We start from the raw sequence: 16,396 nt of genomic DNA, 5'->3' as shown, positions 1-16,396 counted from the left end.
TATTGAAAGTTTACCTCCATGACCCTCAACGGATGGCTTCAGATCCTGCTTTATTGCGGGATCGTCCTCGTGCTCGTCAAACCGCTCGGCGGTTACATGACCCGTGTCTACAACGGCGAGCGCACGTTCCTGTCACCCGTCCTCGTTCCGATCGAACGGGGGCTTTACCGCGCTGCCGGCACCAGCGAAGGCGAGGAGCAGCATTGGACCTCCTATGCCTTTGCGATGCTGATGTTCAACTTGCTCGGCGTCCTCGTCCTCTACGCGCTCCTGCGCCTGCAGGACATCCTACCCTATAATCCGGCCGGCATGGCCGCCGTCCCGCCGGAGCTTTCCTTCAACACTGCCGTCAGCTTTCCCACAAATACGAACTGGCAGAATTACGGCGGTGAAAGCACGATGTCGTATCTGACCCAGATGGCCGGCTTCACGGTGCAGAACTTCCTGTCCGCTGCGACCGGCATGGCGATCGCAGTCGCTTTCATCCGGGCCTTCGCGCGGGCGTCCGGCAAGGCGATCGGCAACTTCTGGGTCGATATGATCCGTGGCACGCTCTACATCCTGCTGCCGATCTGCATCGTGCTGACGCTCGTCTATGTCTATCTCGGCGTGCCCCAGACGCTCGGACCCTATGTCAATGCGACGACGCTCGAAGGCGCGCAGCAGACGATCGCCGTCGGCCCCGTCGCCTCACAGCTGGCGATCAAAATGCTTGGCACCAATGGCGGCGGCTTCTTCAACGCTAATTCCGCCCATCCGTTCGAAAACCCCGATGCGATCTCCAACCTTATCCAGATGGTCTCGATCTTTGCGATCGGCGCAGCGCTGACCAACGTCTTCGGCCGCATGGTCGGCAACCAGCGCCAGGGCTGGGCGATCCTTGCCACGATGGGCGTGCTGTTCCTCGCCGGAGTTGTCGTCACCTATTGGGCGGAAGCCGCCGGCAATCCGCTGATGCACGCCTTCGGCCTTCAGGGCGGCAACATGGAGGGCAAGGAAGCCCGCTTCGGCGTGGCGCTTTCGTCGCTCTTTGCGGTCATCACCACCGCCGCCTCCTGCGGCGCGGTCAACGCCATGCATGGCAGCTTCACCGCGCTCGGCGGCCTCATTCCGCTGATCAACATGCAGCTCGGCGAGATCATCGTCGGCGGTGTCGGCGCCGGCTTCTACGGCATCCTGCTGTTCATCATCGTCGCCGTCTTCGTCGCCGGCCTGATGGTCGGCCGCACACCGGAATATCTCGGCAAGAAGATCGAGGCGAAGGAAATGAAGATGGCCGTCCTCGCCATCCTCTGCCTGCCGCTCGCCATGCTTGTCTTCACCGCGATCGCCACGGTGCTGCCCTCCGCCGTCGCCTCGGTCGGCACCGCTGGTCCGCACGGCTTCTCCGAAATCCTCTATGCCTATACCTCGGCTGCGGCCAATAACGGCTCGGCCTTCGGCGGCCTGACCGGCAATACGCCCTGGTACAACGTGACGCTTGGCATCGGCATGCTCGCCGGCCGCTTCCTGGTCATCATCCCGGCGCTTGCCATCGCCGGCTCGCTGATCGCCAAGAAGAGGGTTCCGGCCTCTGCAGGCACCTTCCCGACGGACGGCCCGCTCTTCGTCGGCCTGCTCGTCGGCACGATCCTGATCGTCGGCGGCCTGACCTTCTTCCCGGCGCTGGCGCTCGGGCCTGTCGTCGAGCACCTCGTCGGCCTCGCCGGCCAGACTTTCTGAGGCGATGCCGTGATCCTGCGTCACAGGTTTCGTTCGCCATCCTCGTTTCAAAGCTGGAGTCTCCTATGAGCCAGGCAAAATCCGCGAGCATCATCGATTCTCGCATTCTCGTTCCGGCCGTCGGCGCCGCCATGAAAAAGCTCGACCCCCGCGCGCTGGCCAGAAATCCTGTCATGTTCGTCGTGGCCACGGTCTCGGTGCTGACCACCGTGCTCTTCCTCCGCGACCTCGTCACCGGCAATGGCAATCTCGGCTTCTCCTTCCAGATCAATCTCTGGCTCTGGTTCACCGTGCTCTTCGCCAATTTCGCCGAAGCAGTCGCCGAAGGCCGCGGAAAGGCGCAGGCGGATTCGCTGCGCAAGGCGCGCACCGAAACCCAGGCGAAACTCCTGACCGGCAATAATGGCAACGACTATCGCATGGTGCCGGGCACCAGCCTCAAGGTCGGCGACATCGTGCTTGTGGAAGCCGGCGACATCATCCCGTCGGACGGTGAGGTGATCGAAGGTGTCGCCTCCGTCAACGAAGCGGCGATCACAGGCGAATCCGCCCCGGTCATCCGCGAATCCGGCGGCGACCGCTCGGCCGTCACCGGCGGCACCCAGGTACTGTCCGACTGGATCCGCGTGCGCATCACCGCGGCGGCCGGCTCCACCTTCCTCGACCGGATGATTTCGCTGGTCGAAGGCGCTGAGCGCCAGAAGACGCCGAACGAGATCGCGCTCAACATCCTGCTTGCCGGCATGACGCTGATCTTCGTGCTCGCCACCGCGACGATCCCGAGTTTTGCCATCTATGCCGGCGGCTCGATCCCGATCATCGTGCTCGTCGCCCTCTTCGTCACCCTGATCCCGACGACGATCGGCGCGCTTTTGTCGGCGATCGGTATTGCCGGCATGGATCGCCTCGTCCGCTTCAACGTGCTCGCCATGTCCGGCCGCGCGGTCGAAGCTGCCGGCGACGTCGATACGCTGCTGCTCGACAAGACCGGCACCATCACCCTCGGCAACCGCCAGGCGACGAGCTTCCGCCCAGTGCGCGGCGTCTCCGAACAGGATCTCGCCGACGCCGCCCAGCTCGCCTCGCTTGCCGACGAAACGCCGGAAGGCCGCTCCATCGTTGTGCTCGCCAAGGAGAAATATGCGATCCGCGGCCGCGACATGGCGAGCCTCAAGGCGACCTTCGTGCCCTTCACCGCCCAGACCCGCATGAGCGGCGTCGATCTCGAAGGCGCCTCGATCCGCAAGGGCGCGGTCGACACCGTGCTTGCCTATGTCGCCGGCGACGCCCCCTCGAAAAACCGCAGCGAGGTCGTGCGCGAGCTGCAGTCGATCGCCGACGAGGTCGCCAAATCGGGCGGCACGCCGCTCGCCGTTGCCCGCGATGGCCGGCTGCTCGGCATCATCCAGTTGAAGGACATCGTCAAAGGCGGCATCCGCGAACGCTTCACGGAGCTGCGCCGCATGGGCATCCGCACGGTGATGATAACAGGCGACAACCCGCTGACGGCAGCGGCCATCGCCGCCGAAGCCGGCGTCGACGATTTCCTCGCCCAGGCAACGCCGGAGATGAAACTGGCGCTGATGCGCGAGGAACAGGCCAAGGGCAAGCTGGTCGCCATGTGCGGCGACGGCACCAACGATGCCCCTGCGCTTGCCCAGGCCGATGTCGGCGTCGCCATGAACACCGGCACGGTCGCCGCCCGCGAGGCCGGCAACATGGTCGATCTCGACAGCGATCCGACCAAGCTCATCGAGATCGTCGAGATCGGCAAGCAGCTTTTGATGACGCGCGGCGCGCTGACGACCTTCTCGATCGCCAACGACATCGCCAAATACTTCGCCATCATCCCGGCGATGTTCCTGACCTTCTACCCGCAGCTCGGCGTGCTCAACGTCATGGGACTGTCGACGCCGCAAAGCGCCATCCTGTCCGCGATCATCTTCAACGCATTGATCATCATTGCGCTGATCCCGCTGTCCCTGAATGGCGTGCGCTACCGCCCGATCGGCGCCGGCGCGCTACTGTCGCGCAACCTGCTGATCTACGGCCTCGGCGGCGTCATCGTGCCCTTCATCGGCATCAAGGCGATCGACATGGCCGTCGCCGCTCTCGGCCTCGCCTAGCGGAAGATCCGGTTCCTCACCGGAACCGGTCTCCGCGTGAACTCTCCAAGGAGCAGAACAATGTTGAAAGAATTCCGCCCGGCCGTCGTCATGATCCTTGCCACCACCGTGATCATCGGCCTTCTCTACCCCCTTGCCATGACCGGCGCGGCCCAGGCCCTCTTCCCCACCCAGGCGAACGGCAGCCTCGTCGAGAAGAACGGCCAGGTGATCGGCTCGACGCTGATCGGCCAGGCATTCACCAGCGACAAATATTTCCACGGCCGCCCCTCGGCCGCCGGCGACGGCTACAATGCGGTAGCCTCCAGCGGTTCCAACCTCGGCCCGACCAGCCAGAAGCTGATCGACCGGGTCAAGGGCGACTACGAAGCCGCCAAGGCGGAGAACCCGAATGCGGCGGTTCCCGCCGACCTCGTCACCGCGTCGGGCAGCGGTCTCGATCCCGATATTTCGCCGGAGGCCGCCTATTTCCAGGTGGCCCGTGTCGCCAAGGCGCGGAGCCTTGACGAGGCCAAAGTGAAGGCGCTGGTCGACGGCGCCGTTCATCACCGCGAACTCGGCCTTCTCGGCGAACCCACGGTCAATGTTCTGGCGTTGAACCAGAGCCTTGATGCTTCTATGACTGAGTGATGTTCGTTGGCTGGGTGGAGAGTGAGCAGGCGGCCTGATGAGCATCCGAGACGCGGTGTGCTTGCTGGCCGGGGCGGCTTTGGCGAGAAGGCCAACCTCACTCTCCGTCATCCTCGGGCTTGACCCGAGGATCCATGCCGCGGGCCGCTGGTGGATGCCGTATGGATGCTCGGCTCAAGGCCGAGCATGACGGAGGGCGGAGCGGGCATAAGGAGCTATACGCGGCTAGAGACCCGGAATGCCTTCCGCCAGTTGTACCAAGCGACGTCGCCCGTCGGCTGAACTGATTTAACGAGGGGTCGCGAGGAGAACCCGCCCTCCATCACAGGTATCTGCAGAAAGACCACACGCATGCCAGACGACAATCGCGACCAGGCCGGCAGGCCATCGCCCGATGCGCTTCTCGAAAAAGCCCGGGCGGAGATGCGCGGCCGTCTGAAAATCTTTTTGGGGGCCGCCCCCGGTGTCGGCAAGACCTATGAAATGCTGATCTCCGGCCGCGCCAAGCTCGCCGATGGTCTCGACGTCGTCATCGGCGTCGTCGAAACCCATGGCCGCAAAGAGACGGAGGCGCTCGTCGCCGGCTTCGAGATCATTCCCCGCGTCGAAATCGACTATAAGGGCCGGCTGCTCGAGGAAATGGACCTCGATGGCATCCTCGCCCGCCGGCCGGATCTCGTGCTCGTCGACGAACTCGCCCACACCAATGCCGAGGGCAGCCGCCACCCGAAGCGCTACCTCGACGTCAAGGAGCTGCTCGATCGCGGCATCGACGTCTATACGACGCTCAACATCCAGCATGTCGAGAGCCTGAACGACGTCGTCTCGCAGATCACCCGCATCCGGGTGCGCGAGACGGTGCCGGATTCGATCATCGATCTTGCCGACGATGTCGAGATCATCGATCTGACGCCGGATGATCTGATCAAGCGCCTGCATGACGGCAAGGTCTACATGCCGCGCACCGCCGAGCGGGCGCTGACCAATTATTTCACGCCGGGCAACCTGACGGCGCTCCGGGAGCTGGCGCTGCGCAAGACCGCCCAGCGTGTCGACGACCAGCTGCTCACCCACATGCAGGCTCACGCCATCTCAGGCCCTTGGGCGGCGGGCGAACGCGTCCTCGTCTCCGTCGATCATCACCCGCGCTCGGCCTCTCTGGTGCGCTACGCCTCGCGCATGGCGTCGCGGCTGCGGGCGCCCTGGGCCGCCGTCTATATCGAGACCAACCGCTCGATCAACCTCAGCGAAGCCGAGCGCGATACGATCGCCGCCACACTGCGGCTTGCCGAACAGCTCGGCGGCGAGGCGATCACCATTCCCGGCCGAGAGGTGGCCGAAGAACTCGTTCGCCACGCCACCGCCAACAACGTCACCCACATCGTCATCGGCGCGCCGAAAAAGCCGACATGGCGCGACTGGTGGGGCCGGTCGATCACCGACGAGCTGATCCGCAAGACCGGCGAGATCAGCGTCCATGTCATCTCGGGCACCGAGAAGGACGGCACCACCGCGCGCGGGATCAAGGCCGCCGCCGCCGCGCCGCAACTGGATTTCCGGGCCTATCTGCTGGCGACCGTCTATGTCGCCATCGCACTCGGCGTCAGCATCGTGCTCGACCAGGTGCTCGATGTGCGCAACCTCGCCCTGGTCTTCCTGATGGCGGTGCTGACCTCCGCTGTCCTCCACGGCCTGCGGCCGGCGCTCTACAGCTGCATTCTCGGCGCGCTGTCCTTCAACTTCTTCTTCCTGCCGCCGCGCTACACGCTGACGATCAGCGATCCGGAAAGCGTGCTCGCTTTCTTCTTCTTCCTCGGCGTCGCCATCATCGCCAGCAATCTGACCGCGACCGTGCAGCGCCAGGCCGCCGCCGCCCGGCAGCGGGCGCGCACGACGGAAGATCTCTATCTCTTCTCGAAAAAGCTCGCCGGCACCGGCACGCTCGACGACGTACTCTGGGCGACGGCCTTCCAGCTCGCCTCGATGCTGAAGGTTCGCGTCGTGCTGCTGCTGCCCGAGGAGGGCACCATCGCCGTCAAGGCCGGTTATCCGCCCGACGACACGCTCGACGATGCCGATATTGCCGCCGCCCGCTGGGCCTGGGAGCACAATCACGCGGCCGGCCGCGGCGCCGACACCCTGCCCGGCGCCAAGCGCCTGTATGTGCCGCTCCGAACCGGGCGCACCGCCGTCGGCGTCATCGGCCTCGACAGCGACCGCCGCGAGGGGCCGCTGCTGACGCCCGAGCAGCAGCGGCTGCTCGATGCGCTGGCCGACCAGGCGGCCCTTGCCATCGAACGCGTCCAGCTCGTCGCCGATGTCGACCGGGCAAGGCTTGCGGCCGAAGCCGACCGGCTGCGCTCGGCTTTGCTCACCTCGATCTCGCACGATCTGAAGACGCCGCTCGCCGCCATCCTCGGCGCCGCCGGCACGCTGCGGGATTACTTCGCCTCGATGCCGGCGGCGGATCGCGCCGACCTGCTTTCCACCGTCGTCGACGAATCGGAGCGCCTCAACCGTTTCATCGCCAATCTGCTCGACATGACCAAGATCGAGTCCGGCGCAATGGAGCCGAACTCTGCGCTGCACTATGCCGGCGATATCATCGGCACGGCGCTCGCCCGCGCCGCAAAGATCCTGGAGCACCACAAGACCGAGATGAGCATCCCTGCCGAGCTGCCGATGGTGCGGGTCGATCCTGTCCTGTTCGAGCAGGTGATCTTCAACCTGCTCGACAATGCCGCCAAATATGCGCCTGCGGGATCGGTGATCCAAATCGAAGGCTGGGCCGATGCCGACAATGTCGTCGTGCAGGTCTTAGACGAAGGCCCGGGCATTCCACCGGCCGACCTTGCCCGCGTCTTCGACACCTTCTACCGGGTGCGCAAGGGCGACCAGGTGCGCGCCGGCACCGGGCTTGGCCTGTCCATCTGCCGCGGCTTCATCGAGGCGATGGGCGGCACGATCACGGCCGGAAACCGGAGGGGCCGCCCCGGCGCCGTCTTCACCATCCGCCTACCGAAACCCAACGACATTCCGAAACTGGATGAACTCAAATGACCGGTTCAGCCGTCAAGATCCTCGTCGTCGACGACGAGCCTCCGATCCGCAAGCTGCTCCGCGTCGGCCTGACCGCGCAAGGCTACGACGTCCAGGAGGCGCCGAACGCCGAAAGCGCCCGCCAGTCGGTCGCCGACGACATGCCCGACCTCGTCGTGCTCGACCTTGGCCTGCCCGACACGCCGGGTCATGACCTCTTGCAGGCGTGGCGCGACGGAGGGCTTTCAATGCCCGTCGTCATCCTCTCCAGCCGCACCGACGAGGCCGGCATTGTCAAGGCGCTGGAAAGCGGCGCCGACGATTACGTCACCAAGCCCTTCGGCATCAACGAGCTCGGCGCCCGTATCCGCGTGGCGCTGCGCCACCGGCTGCAGCAGCAGGGGGAAAGGGCGATCTTCCAGACCGGCGGGCTGTCGATCGACCTCGTCAAGCGTATCGTCAAGGTCGACGGCGAGGAACTAAAACTGTCGCCGAAGGAATACGACATTCTGCGCGTGCTCGCCCAGCATGCCGGCAAGGTGCTGACACACCAGTTTCTGTTGAAGCAGGTATGGGGGCCGGCAGCTGACGTGCAATATCTGCGCGTCTACATCCGACAGATCAGGCAGAAGGTCGAGAAAATTCCGGATCAGCCGCACTATATTACCACCGAGACCGGCGTCGGCTACCGGCTCAGAGAACCGGACTGACCTCCCCCTTCCCCGTTGCCGACTTCGAGCCGACTATATCGAGTATGACATGAACCTTCCCAACATCATCCGGCCGGAACACACTTTCCTCGGCGTGTCGGCTCCGACGAAATGGCGGGCGCTGCAGACCATTGCGGACAAGGCGGCCATGGCCTTTTCCGTCGACGCGCAGATCATCCTGAAGGCGCTCGAAGCCCGCGAAAAGCTTGGCTCCACCGGGATCGGCAACGGCATCGCCATTCCGCATGCGGCGATCGACGGCATGAGCAGCCCGCGTGGTCTGCTCTTCCGCTTTTCCCGGCCGCTGGATTTCGAGGCGATCGACGATATCCCGGCCGACATCGCCGTCGTGCTGCTTTTCGGAGAGAACAACCGCGGCGAATATCTGAACGTGCTGTCCGCCATCGCCCGGCGGCTGCAATCGGACGGCGTGCTTGCCGCCATGCGCAAGGCAAGAACGGCCGACGAATTCTATTCCGATTTCATCGCCGACTCGCGGGTATGAAAAAGGCGCGGCCCGAAGGCCGCGCCCGCTCGTCTGCAATCAGACGATCTTAGAAATCGCGCTGGAAGCGCAGGAAGCCGAACACTTCGTCGTCGCCCTCGTCCTCATCGTGATACTGCACGCTGAGCTTCGAACGCAGGTCTTCGACGATCTGGTAGTCGATCGTGACACCGGTCGTGTAGGCGCTGCCGCCGGTGAAGCCGTTGCCGTCAGCTTCGAGAGCGATGTTTTCGAAGTACTGGAAGCCGGGGGTGATCTTCCACTTGTCGTTGATCTTCAAGGCGTATTCCGCTGCGATCGTCCACTCGGACTCTTCGTAGTAGTAGTTGGCGCCGCTTGCCCAGATGCCGGCGATGCCGAGCGTGCCCGGGCCGATATCGGCATAGACGATGCCACGGACAGCGACTTCGCTGGTGTCGGTGTCATAACCAGCAAGCAGGTAAGCGCTGATGGCGCCGGCCTTGTAGGAGACCTGGCCTGCGACACCGAAGTTGTTCGGGCCTTCGCCCGGCTTGGTGGCGTAGTCTTCTTCCAACTCGTCGACCGAGAGGCCGGCTGCGAAAGCGCGGTTTTCGTACTGATAACGGATCGAGTTGTGGGTGGTCTCGTTGCTGGCGAGCGTATCGGTCTCGCCGCTCATGTCGTCGTCCCACCAGCTATAGAGCTTACCGACGCGGAAACCGGCAATGTCGATATAGCCTTCATCCAGCAGCGCTTCCTGGTCGGAGGCGTTGTCGACATTGTAACGCAGGGTCATGACGCCGGTCAGCGTGCCGAACTCGGTGTCGTTCTTCGCCTGGAAGGTGACCTGACCACGCGTCCAGAAGTTTACGTCGGAATCGCCGGCGATGTTGTCACCGAAGCGCACTTCGGTACGGATGTAACCTCCGATCGAAAGGCATGTTTCCGTTCCCGGAATATAAAAATAGCCGGTGCCGTAGGCATCGCAAACGCGAACATATTCCACGGGCTCGGGTTCCGCCGCCACGATGGCGTCGGCTGCGCGTGCTCCGGAGGCCGCGGCAAGGGCGGCAACGGAGGCAAAAAGGATAGTTCTGATATTCATTTTGAATGGCCCTAACAGGTTGGAATGCGAGGCGCATTTCAAGGGATGCCCCCACGTAGCGGCCGGCAAATACGACCGCACCGCCGCCATATAGGAATCCGCAAGTGTCATCGCGGCAAAATCCGGGCAAAAATCAGCATTGCCTGCGTCGCTTGCGAGGGAACTGTGGCCAAAAAAACACGGTTCTGCGGCAGAACAGCGGCGACCGGGCGATTGGCCGCGGCCAACTCCGGCACGTCTATTTCCAAATAACCGCTCAAATGGAATGGCATTCTAACAGGACCGCCGGAACCGGAAGATGTTTCGTTTCATTATACGACCGACTTGATAGAGTTAAGACAGTAAACAGGAGGGTCCCAATGCAGACACAACGGTTCACCCGGCTCGTCGCGGCCGCGGTCATGGCAGGCAGCTTCGTCTTCGGCAGCATGGCGCCGGCTTTCGCGGATCAGGCGGTGCTTAACGTCTCCTATGATCCGACCCGCGAATTGTACAAGGATTTCAACGCCGCCTTTGCCGCCAAATGGCAGAAGGACAATGGGGAAACCGTGACGATCAAGGCCTCGCACGGCGGTTCCGGCGCCCAGGCCCGTTCGGTCATCGACGGCCTCGACGCCGACGTCGTCACGCTGGCGCTCGAGGGCGATATCGATGCGATCGCCAAAGCGACCGGCAAGATCCCCGCCGACTGGAAGACGAAGTTCCCGAACAATTCGACGCCCTACACCTCGACGATCGTCTTCCTGGTCCGCAAGGGCAACCCGAAGGGCATCAAGGATTGGGCCGACCTGGTCAAGGACGACGTGCAGGTGATCACGCCGAATCCGAAGACCTCGGGCGGCGCCCGCTGGAACTTCCTCGCCGCCTGGGCATGGGCCAAGCAGGCCAATGGCGGCGATGACGCCAAGGCGCAGGATTATGTGACGAAGCTGCTGCAGCATGTTCCGGTCCTCGACACCGGTGCGCGCGGCGCCACGACCACCTTCGTTCAGCGCGGCCTCGGCGACGTGCTGCTCGCCTGGGAAAACGAAGCCTATCTTTCGCTCGAGGAACTCGGCCCCGACCAATTCGAGATCGTCACGCCAAGCTTCTCCATCCGCGCCGACCCGCCGGTCGCCATCGTCGACGGCAACGTCGACAAGAAGGGCACGCGCAAGGTCGCCGAAGCCTATCTCAACTACCTCTATTCGGACGAAGGCCAGAAGATCGCCGCCAAGCACTATTACCGGCCGATCAAGCCGGAAGTCGCCGATCCGGCCGACATTGCCCGCTTTCCGAAGCTGACGCTCGCGACGATCGATGATTTCGGCGGCTGGAAAGAAGCGCAGCCGAAATTCTTCGGCGACGGCGGCGTATTTGACCAAATCTACAAGCCGGCCCAATAATAGACTTCATGAAAGCACATAGCCCCACGCGGTGGCGGTTCAAGCGGCCGAGCGTCATTCCGGGTTTCGGAATGGCGCTCGGCCTTACCTTGACCTGGCTCACCCTTCTGATCCTCATCCCGCTCTCGGGCCTCGCCGTCCGGTCGAGCGCGCTCGGCTGGGAGAAATTCTGGTCGATCGCGCTCGATCCGCGCACGCTGAATGCACTGCGCATCAGTTTCGGCAGCGCCTTCATCGCCGCGATCGTCAATGCCGTCTTCGGCATCATCCTCGCCTGGGTGCTGGTGCGCTACCGCTTCCCCGGCAAGCGCATCATCGATGCCATGGTCGACCTGCCCTTCGCACTGCCGACCGCGGTTGCCGGCATCGCGCTGACGACGCTCTATGCGCCGAATGGCTGGGTCGGTCAGTTCCTGACGCCGCTCGGCATCAAGATCGCCTTCACGCCGGCCGGCATCGTCGTGGCGCTGATCTTCGTAGGCCTGCCCTTCGTCGTGCGCACCGTGCAGCCGGTCATGGAGGAAATCGACAAGGAGGTCGAGGAGGCCGCCGCGACGCTCGGCGCCAATCGCCTCCAGACGATTTTCCGCGTCCTGTTGCCGGGGCTGGCGCCCGCCGTGCTCACCGGCTTCGCGCTGGCCTTTGCCCGCGGCGTCGGCGAATATGGTTCGGTCATCTTCATCGCCGGCAACCTGCCGTTCAAATCGGAGATCGCGCCGCTGCTGATCATCATCAAGCTCGAAGAATATAATTACGCGGCGGCGACCGGCATTGCGGCGATCATGCTGATCCTCTCCTTCGCCATGCTGCTCGTCATCAACCTCATCCAGAGCTGGAGCAGGCGGAGGTACGGCTATGGCGCTTGATACGACCGCGCAACCCGTCAAGCTGCGTTCGGTGACCACCGAACACCGGATCGCGCGCTACAGCCTGATCATCCTGTCGCTGGTCTTCCTGCTGCTGATCCTGCTGCTGCCGCTTGCCGCCGTCTTCGTCGAAGCCTTCCGCAAGGGGGCCGGCCCCTTCATCGAGGCGCTGCAGGATGCGGAGACCTTCTCGGCGATCCGCCTGACGCTGATCGTCGCCGGCATCAGCGTGCCGCTCAATCTCGTCTTCGGAGTCGCCGCCGCCTGGGCGATCGCCAAGTTCGAGTTCAAAGGCAAGGCCTTCCTGACGACGCTGATCGACCTGCCCTTCTCGGTCTCCCCCGTTATCTCCGGCCTGGTCTTCGTGCTTCTCTTCGGCGCCAATACCTGGCTCGGCCAGTGGCTCAGCGCCCACGACATCAAGATCCTGTTCGCCGTGCCGGGGCTGATCCTCGCCACCATGTTCGTCACCTTCCCCTTCGTCGCCCGCGAACTGATCCCGCTGATGCAGGAACAGGGAACGGCGGACGAGGAGGCTGCGCTTTCGCTCGGCGCCAGCGGCTGGCAGACCTTCTGGTACGTGACGCTGCCGAACATCAAATGGGGCCTGCTCTATGGCGTGCTGCTTTGCAATGCCCGCGCCATGGGCGAGTTCGGCGCCGTCTCGGTGGTTTCGGGCCATATTCGCGGCCAGACCAACACCATGCCGTTGCAGGTCGAGATTCTTTATAACGAGTATAATTTTACCGGCGCCTTCGCCGTGGCCACGCTGCTGGCCCTGCTGGCGCTCGTCACCCTGGTTTTGAAGACGCTGCTGGAAATGCGTTATAGCGCGGAGATCTCCGCCAGCCGGCGGCACTGAAGGATTTGCAATGGAAGTACGCGTTCAAAATATTCGCAAGGAATTCGAGCGTTTTCCGGCGCTGCACGATGTCTCGCTCAGCATCCGCTCCGGCGAGCTGATCGCCCTGCTCGGCCCGTCGGGCTCCGGCAAGACGACATTGCTGCGCCTGATTGCCGGCCTGGAAAGCCCGACGGAGGGCCAGATCTTCTTCGGCGAAGAGGACGCCTCGAAGAAATCAGTACAGCAGCGCAATATCGGCTTCGTCTTCCAGCATTATGCCCTCTTCCGCTACATGACGGTGCTCGACAACGTCTCCTTCGGGCTGAGGGTCAGAAGCGGCGCACGCCGTCCTGCGAAGGCCGACATCCGCCGGCGGGCGCTGGAGCTGCTCGACCTCGTGCAGCTTTCCGGCCTTGAAACACGGTATCCGGCGCAGCTTTCCGGCGGCCAGCGCCAACGGGTGGCGCTCGCCCGCGCCATGGCCGTCGAACCGAACGTGCTGCTGCTTGACGAACCCTTCGGCGCGCTCGACGCTCAGGTGCGCAAGGACCTGCGCAAATGGCTGCGCGAGATCCACGACCGCACCGGCCACACCACCGTCTTCGTCACGCACGACCAGGACGAGGCGCTGGAGCTTGCCGACCGCGTCGTCGTCATGAGCCAGGGCGCGATCGAACAGGTCGGCACGCCGGATGAGGTCTACGACAACCCCAACTCGCCCTTCGTCTTCGGCTTCATCGGCCAGTCGAATTGCCTGCAGGTCGAAATCTCGGATGGCGACATTCGCTTCGAAGGCCGCTCGCTCGGCCTCAATGCCGGGGGTGAGCCCGATGGACCCGCGCAGCTTTACTTCCGCCCGCATGACGTCAGGCTCTGCGAATCGGCGGAAAACTGCATTGCCGGCCAGCGAGTCTCCAGCCGCCGCGTCGCCGGCACCCGTCATATCGAACTCGACATCGGCAATGACCGCCCGCATATCGAAATCGAGCTGCCGCCGAGCGAGGCCGACCGACTCGATCGCTACCGGGTGGCTTTCAAGCCCACCCGCTGGAAGCTGTTTCGCAGCTGACGGATCAAGAGCGCAAAGTGGGCTGCCGCAGTTTGGGCTGCTGCGTAATTCATTAAATTTTCGGAATTATGCAGCAGGCAGTCCGACACTCGCCGCCGAAGTCGCCTTTCGCGGGAGTTGATTTTGGTTTTTGTGATCTCCGGTTGTTTGTGTTTCAGTCATATGACGAGTAAAAGTTTTTTCGCATTAATCATAAAGGGCTGGACTAATCCCATAGGAGGCACTTGGCGTTGAGGGCGGAGATTTCCTTTGGAAAATCCCTGATCGGGATTTTATTCGTAGGATTGGCGGCAACAGGCTGCACCACAACACCGAAGCCGGCGACGACGGCGGCCAAGACCAAGCTTCAACCGACGAAGGTCGCTTTCAATTATACGGCAAAAGATCGCGATTGCCTGAAGCGTGCGATGTATTTCGAATCGCGGCATTCCGACGAAGACGGCTATCTGGCCGTCGGCACCGTCGTCATGAACAGGCTGACGTCGGGCGCCTATCCGCCATCGATCTGTGGTGTCGTCGCCCAGGAGCGGCAGTTTGCGCCCGGCGTCATGACGCGCGAGGTCAAGTCGCAGGCCGAACCGGAGCTTGCCACCGCGGCCGATGCGATCCTGCTGAAGGGGGCGCGGCATCCGGCGGTGAAGGATGCGATGTTCTTCCACACCGACGGGCTGAAATTCCCTTACGACAACATGCACTATGTGACGGTCGCCGGCGGCAACGCCTTCTACGAGAAGCGCGACTCCAACGGCATGCTCGAAACGCCGCCGCCGCTGCCCTCCTACGAAGTGGCGATGAATTATGTGCCCGGCGAAAGCATGCTGCCGCCGCAGTTCGACGCCCTGATCCCCTCGGCCGTTCCGGTTCCTCTGCCGGCGCCCGATCCCATGGCCACGGCGAGCACGGCACCGATGCGGATAACCGCGCCGGTGACCCCGCCGGAACCCTCGATCGCGCCCGAGCCGGGAATGCCGGTCGCCATCCCCACGCCCCGCCCCGCCTATGACAGCGTGATGCTACGCGGAGCTATCCCGGCGAACGGCGGCTAAGCCCGCCGTTCCGATATCTCCGTGAGGAGAGCGCCTTAAGCGCGCTCTTCCCAGACCTTCGCCAGTTCCACGATGGCTTTGACCGCCTTTTCCATGTCCTGGCGGCTGACCCATTCGAGCGGCGAGTGGAAGGCATGGCCGCCGGCGAAGATATTCGGGCATGGCAGTCCCATGAAAGAAAGGCGCGAACCGTCGGTGCCGCCGCGGATGCTGCCGCGCACCGGCGTCATGCCGGCCCGGCGCACGGCTTCAAGCGCATTTCCGACGATCTCCGGGTGACGGTCGAGCACCGCCTTCATGTTGCGATACTGCTCCGCCACCTGGAAATGCGCGGTCGAGCCGGGATAGGCAGCCATCACCTCCTTGACGATGGCGTCGAGCATGGCCTCCTTTTCCGCCAGTCCCGCTTCGGTGAAATCGCGGATGATAAAGCTCAGCGACGCCTTCTCCATCGAGCCGGTCACGCCGACCGGATGGATGAAGCCCTGCCTGCCTTCGGTGGTCTCCGGCGCTAGGTCCTTCGGCAGCCGATCGATGATGGCGCCGGCGATCTTGATGGCGTTCTCCATCCGGTCCTTGGCAAAGCCCGGATGGATCGCCACGCCTGAAATGCTGATCTCGACGCCATCGGCCGAAAAGGTCTCATCCTCGATATGGCCGGCCGTCTCGCCATCCATCGTATAGGCGAAGTCAGCGCCGAGTTTCTTCAAGTCGACCCTGTTGACGCCGCGGCCGACTTCCTCGTCGGGCGTGAACAGGATCTTGATCGTCCCGTGGCGGACATCGGGATTGTCTACGAGAATCTGGGCCGCGGTCATGATTTCCGCCAGCCCGGCCTTGTCGTCGGCGCCGAGCAATGTCGTTCCGTCGGTCGTGACGATGTCGTTGCCGATCTGGTTTTTGAGCTCGGGATGCTCGGAGACACGGATCACCCGGCTCGAATCGCCGACAAGCTGGATATCGCCGCCGGCATAATTCCGGATGATCTGCGGTTTGACGCCCCTGCCGGTAAAATCGGGCGCCGTATCCATGTGCGAACAGAAACAGATGACCGGTACCGCCTTGTCGCTATTTCCAGGAATGGTCGCATAGACATAACCGTGTTCATCGAGATGTGCGTCGGCAAGCCCGATCATCAGCAGTTCGTCGACCAGAACCCGGCCGAGATCCTTCTGCTTTTCGGTGGTCGGCTGCGTCGACGAGGCGGGATCGGATTGGGTGTCGATAACGACATAGCGGAGAAAGCGGTCGAGAACAGTGTCGGTCATGGCATCCAGTCCAGCAAGATCATTTAACGATATAGCCCTCGCGGGCGATGCGGCAAAAGCTTTTTCCGCTCGGCGAATACTTCATAGCGCCACAGTCGTTGATACGCGATCATACAATGG

At 63.3% G+C, this 16,396-nt stretch carries 13 protein-coding genes; 11 read left to right on the top strand and 2 right to left on the bottom strand.

Annotation, left to right across the window (positions count from 1 at the left end; all coding sequences use genetic code 11):
* Nucleotides 1-18: 18 nt before the first annotated feature.
* The 6 genes from kdpA (at nt 19) to K6M89_RS21585 (ending at nt 8,732) form a co-directional block, all read left to right on the top strand.
* Complete coding sequence (gene kdpA, locus K6M89_RS21610; protein WP_222140912.1) at nt 19-1,722, top strand: potassium-transporting ATPase subunit KdpA; 1,704 nt, start codon at nt 19-21, stop codon at nt 1,720-1,722.
* 65 nt (nt 1,723-1,787) lie between these two features.
* Nucleotides 1,788-3,848 carry a potassium-transporting ATPase subunit KdpB gene (kdpB, locus tag K6M89_RS21605; protein WP_222140911.1) on the top strand — a complete coding sequence of 687 codons (2,061 nt, stop codon included), beginning with the start codon at nt 1,788-1,790 and terminating at the stop codon, nt 3,846-3,848.
* Between the two features lie 60 nt (nt 3,849-3,908).
* Nucleotides 3,909-4,478 (top strand): potassium-transporting ATPase subunit KdpC, encoded by a 570-nt coding sequence (gene kdpC, locus K6M89_RS21600; RefSeq protein ID WP_222140910.1) that lies wholly within the window; start codon nt 3,909-3,911, stop codon nt 4,476-4,478.
* Nucleotides 4,479-4,829: 351 nt separating this feature from the next.
* Nucleotides 4,830-7,538, top strand: coding sequence for a DUF4118 domain-containing protein (locus K6M89_RS21595; protein WP_222140909.1), 2,709 nt, complete (start codon nt 4,830-4,832; stop codon nt 7,536-7,538).
* Nucleotides 7,535-8,227 (top strand): response regulator transcription factor, encoded by a 693-nt coding sequence (locus tag K6M89_RS21590; protein WP_222140908.1) that lies wholly within the window; start codon nt 7,535-7,537, stop codon nt 8,225-8,227. Before K6M89_RS21595 ends, K6M89_RS21590 begins: the two co-directional genes overlap by 4 nt.
* Nucleotides 8,228-8,276: 49 nt before the next feature.
* Nucleotides 8,277-8,732, top strand: coding sequence for a PTS sugar transporter subunit IIA (locus K6M89_RS21585; RefSeq protein ID WP_222140907.1), 456 nt, complete (start codon nt 8,277-8,279; stop codon nt 8,730-8,732).
* A 49-nt stretch (nt 8,733-8,781) separates the two neighbouring features.
* Here the strand turns inward: K6M89_RS21585 and K6M89_RS21580 are convergent, their stop codons facing one another.
* The gene (locus K6M89_RS21580) at nt 8,782-9,798 is read right to left on the bottom strand and encodes a porin (RefSeq protein ID WP_222140906.1); all 1,017 of its coding nucleotides are present in this window, start codon (nt 9,796-9,798) and stop codon (nt 8,782-8,784) included.
* Nucleotides 9,799-10,157: 359 nt separating this feature from the next.
* Here K6M89_RS21580 and K6M89_RS21575 point away from each other — a divergent pair, with 359 nt between their 5' ends.
* The 5 genes from K6M89_RS21575 to K6M89_RS21555 all read left to right on the top strand — a co-directional run bounded on the left by K6M89_RS21575 (nt 10,158) and on the right by K6M89_RS21555 (nt 15,008).
* Entirely contained in the window at nt 10,158-11,183 is a 1,026-nt protein-coding gene (locus K6M89_RS21575) for a sulfate ABC transporter substrate-binding protein (protein WP_222140905.1), read from the top strand.
* Nucleotides 11,184-11,191: 8 nt separating this feature from the next.
* Entirely contained in the window at nt 11,192-12,049 is an 858-nt protein-coding gene (gene cysT / locus K6M89_RS21570; RefSeq protein ID WP_222140904.1) for a sulfate ABC transporter permease subunit CysT, read from the top strand.
* Nucleotides 12,039-12,911 carry a sulfate ABC transporter permease subunit CysW gene (gene cysW / locus K6M89_RS21565; protein ID WP_222140903.1) on the top strand — a complete coding sequence of 291 codons (873 nt, stop codon included), beginning with the start codon at nt 12,039-12,041 and terminating at the stop codon, nt 12,909-12,911. The genes cysT and cysW overlap by 11 nt, the downstream gene beginning before the upstream one ends.
* A gap of 10 nt (nt 12,912-12,921) precedes the next feature.
* Nucleotides 12,922-13,962, top strand: a complete 1,041-nt coding sequence (locus K6M89_RS21560) for a sulfate/molybdate ABC transporter ATP-binding protein (RefSeq protein ID WP_222140902.1) — start codon at nt 12,922-12,924, stop codon at nt 13,960-13,962.
* A 230-nt stretch (nt 13,963-14,192) separates the two neighbouring features.
* Nucleotides 14,193-15,008 (top strand): cell wall hydrolase, encoded by an 816-nt coding sequence (locus K6M89_RS21555; protein WP_222140901.1) that lies wholly within the window; start codon nt 14,193-14,195, stop codon nt 15,006-15,008.
* A 35-nt stretch (nt 15,009-15,043) separates the two neighbouring features.
* On the opposite strand, the gene pepT is transcribed toward K6M89_RS21555, so the two are convergent.
* Nucleotides 15,044-16,276: a peptidase T gene (gene pepT / locus K6M89_RS21550; RefSeq protein WP_222140900.1), complete on the bottom strand. Its 1,233-nt coding sequence runs from the start codon at nt 16,274-16,276 to the stop codon at nt 15,044-15,046.
* Nucleotides 16,277-16,396: the final 120 nt, after the last annotated feature.

The organism is Rhizobium croatiense, assembly GCF_019793465.1.
Taxonomy (GTDB): Bacteria; Pseudomonadota; Alphaproteobacteria; order Rhizobiales; family Rhizobiaceae; genus Rhizobium; species Rhizobium croatiense.
The sequence above is the reverse complement of the archived record's forward strand: the minus strand, read 5'-3'. Positions and strand labels throughout refer to the sequence as shown.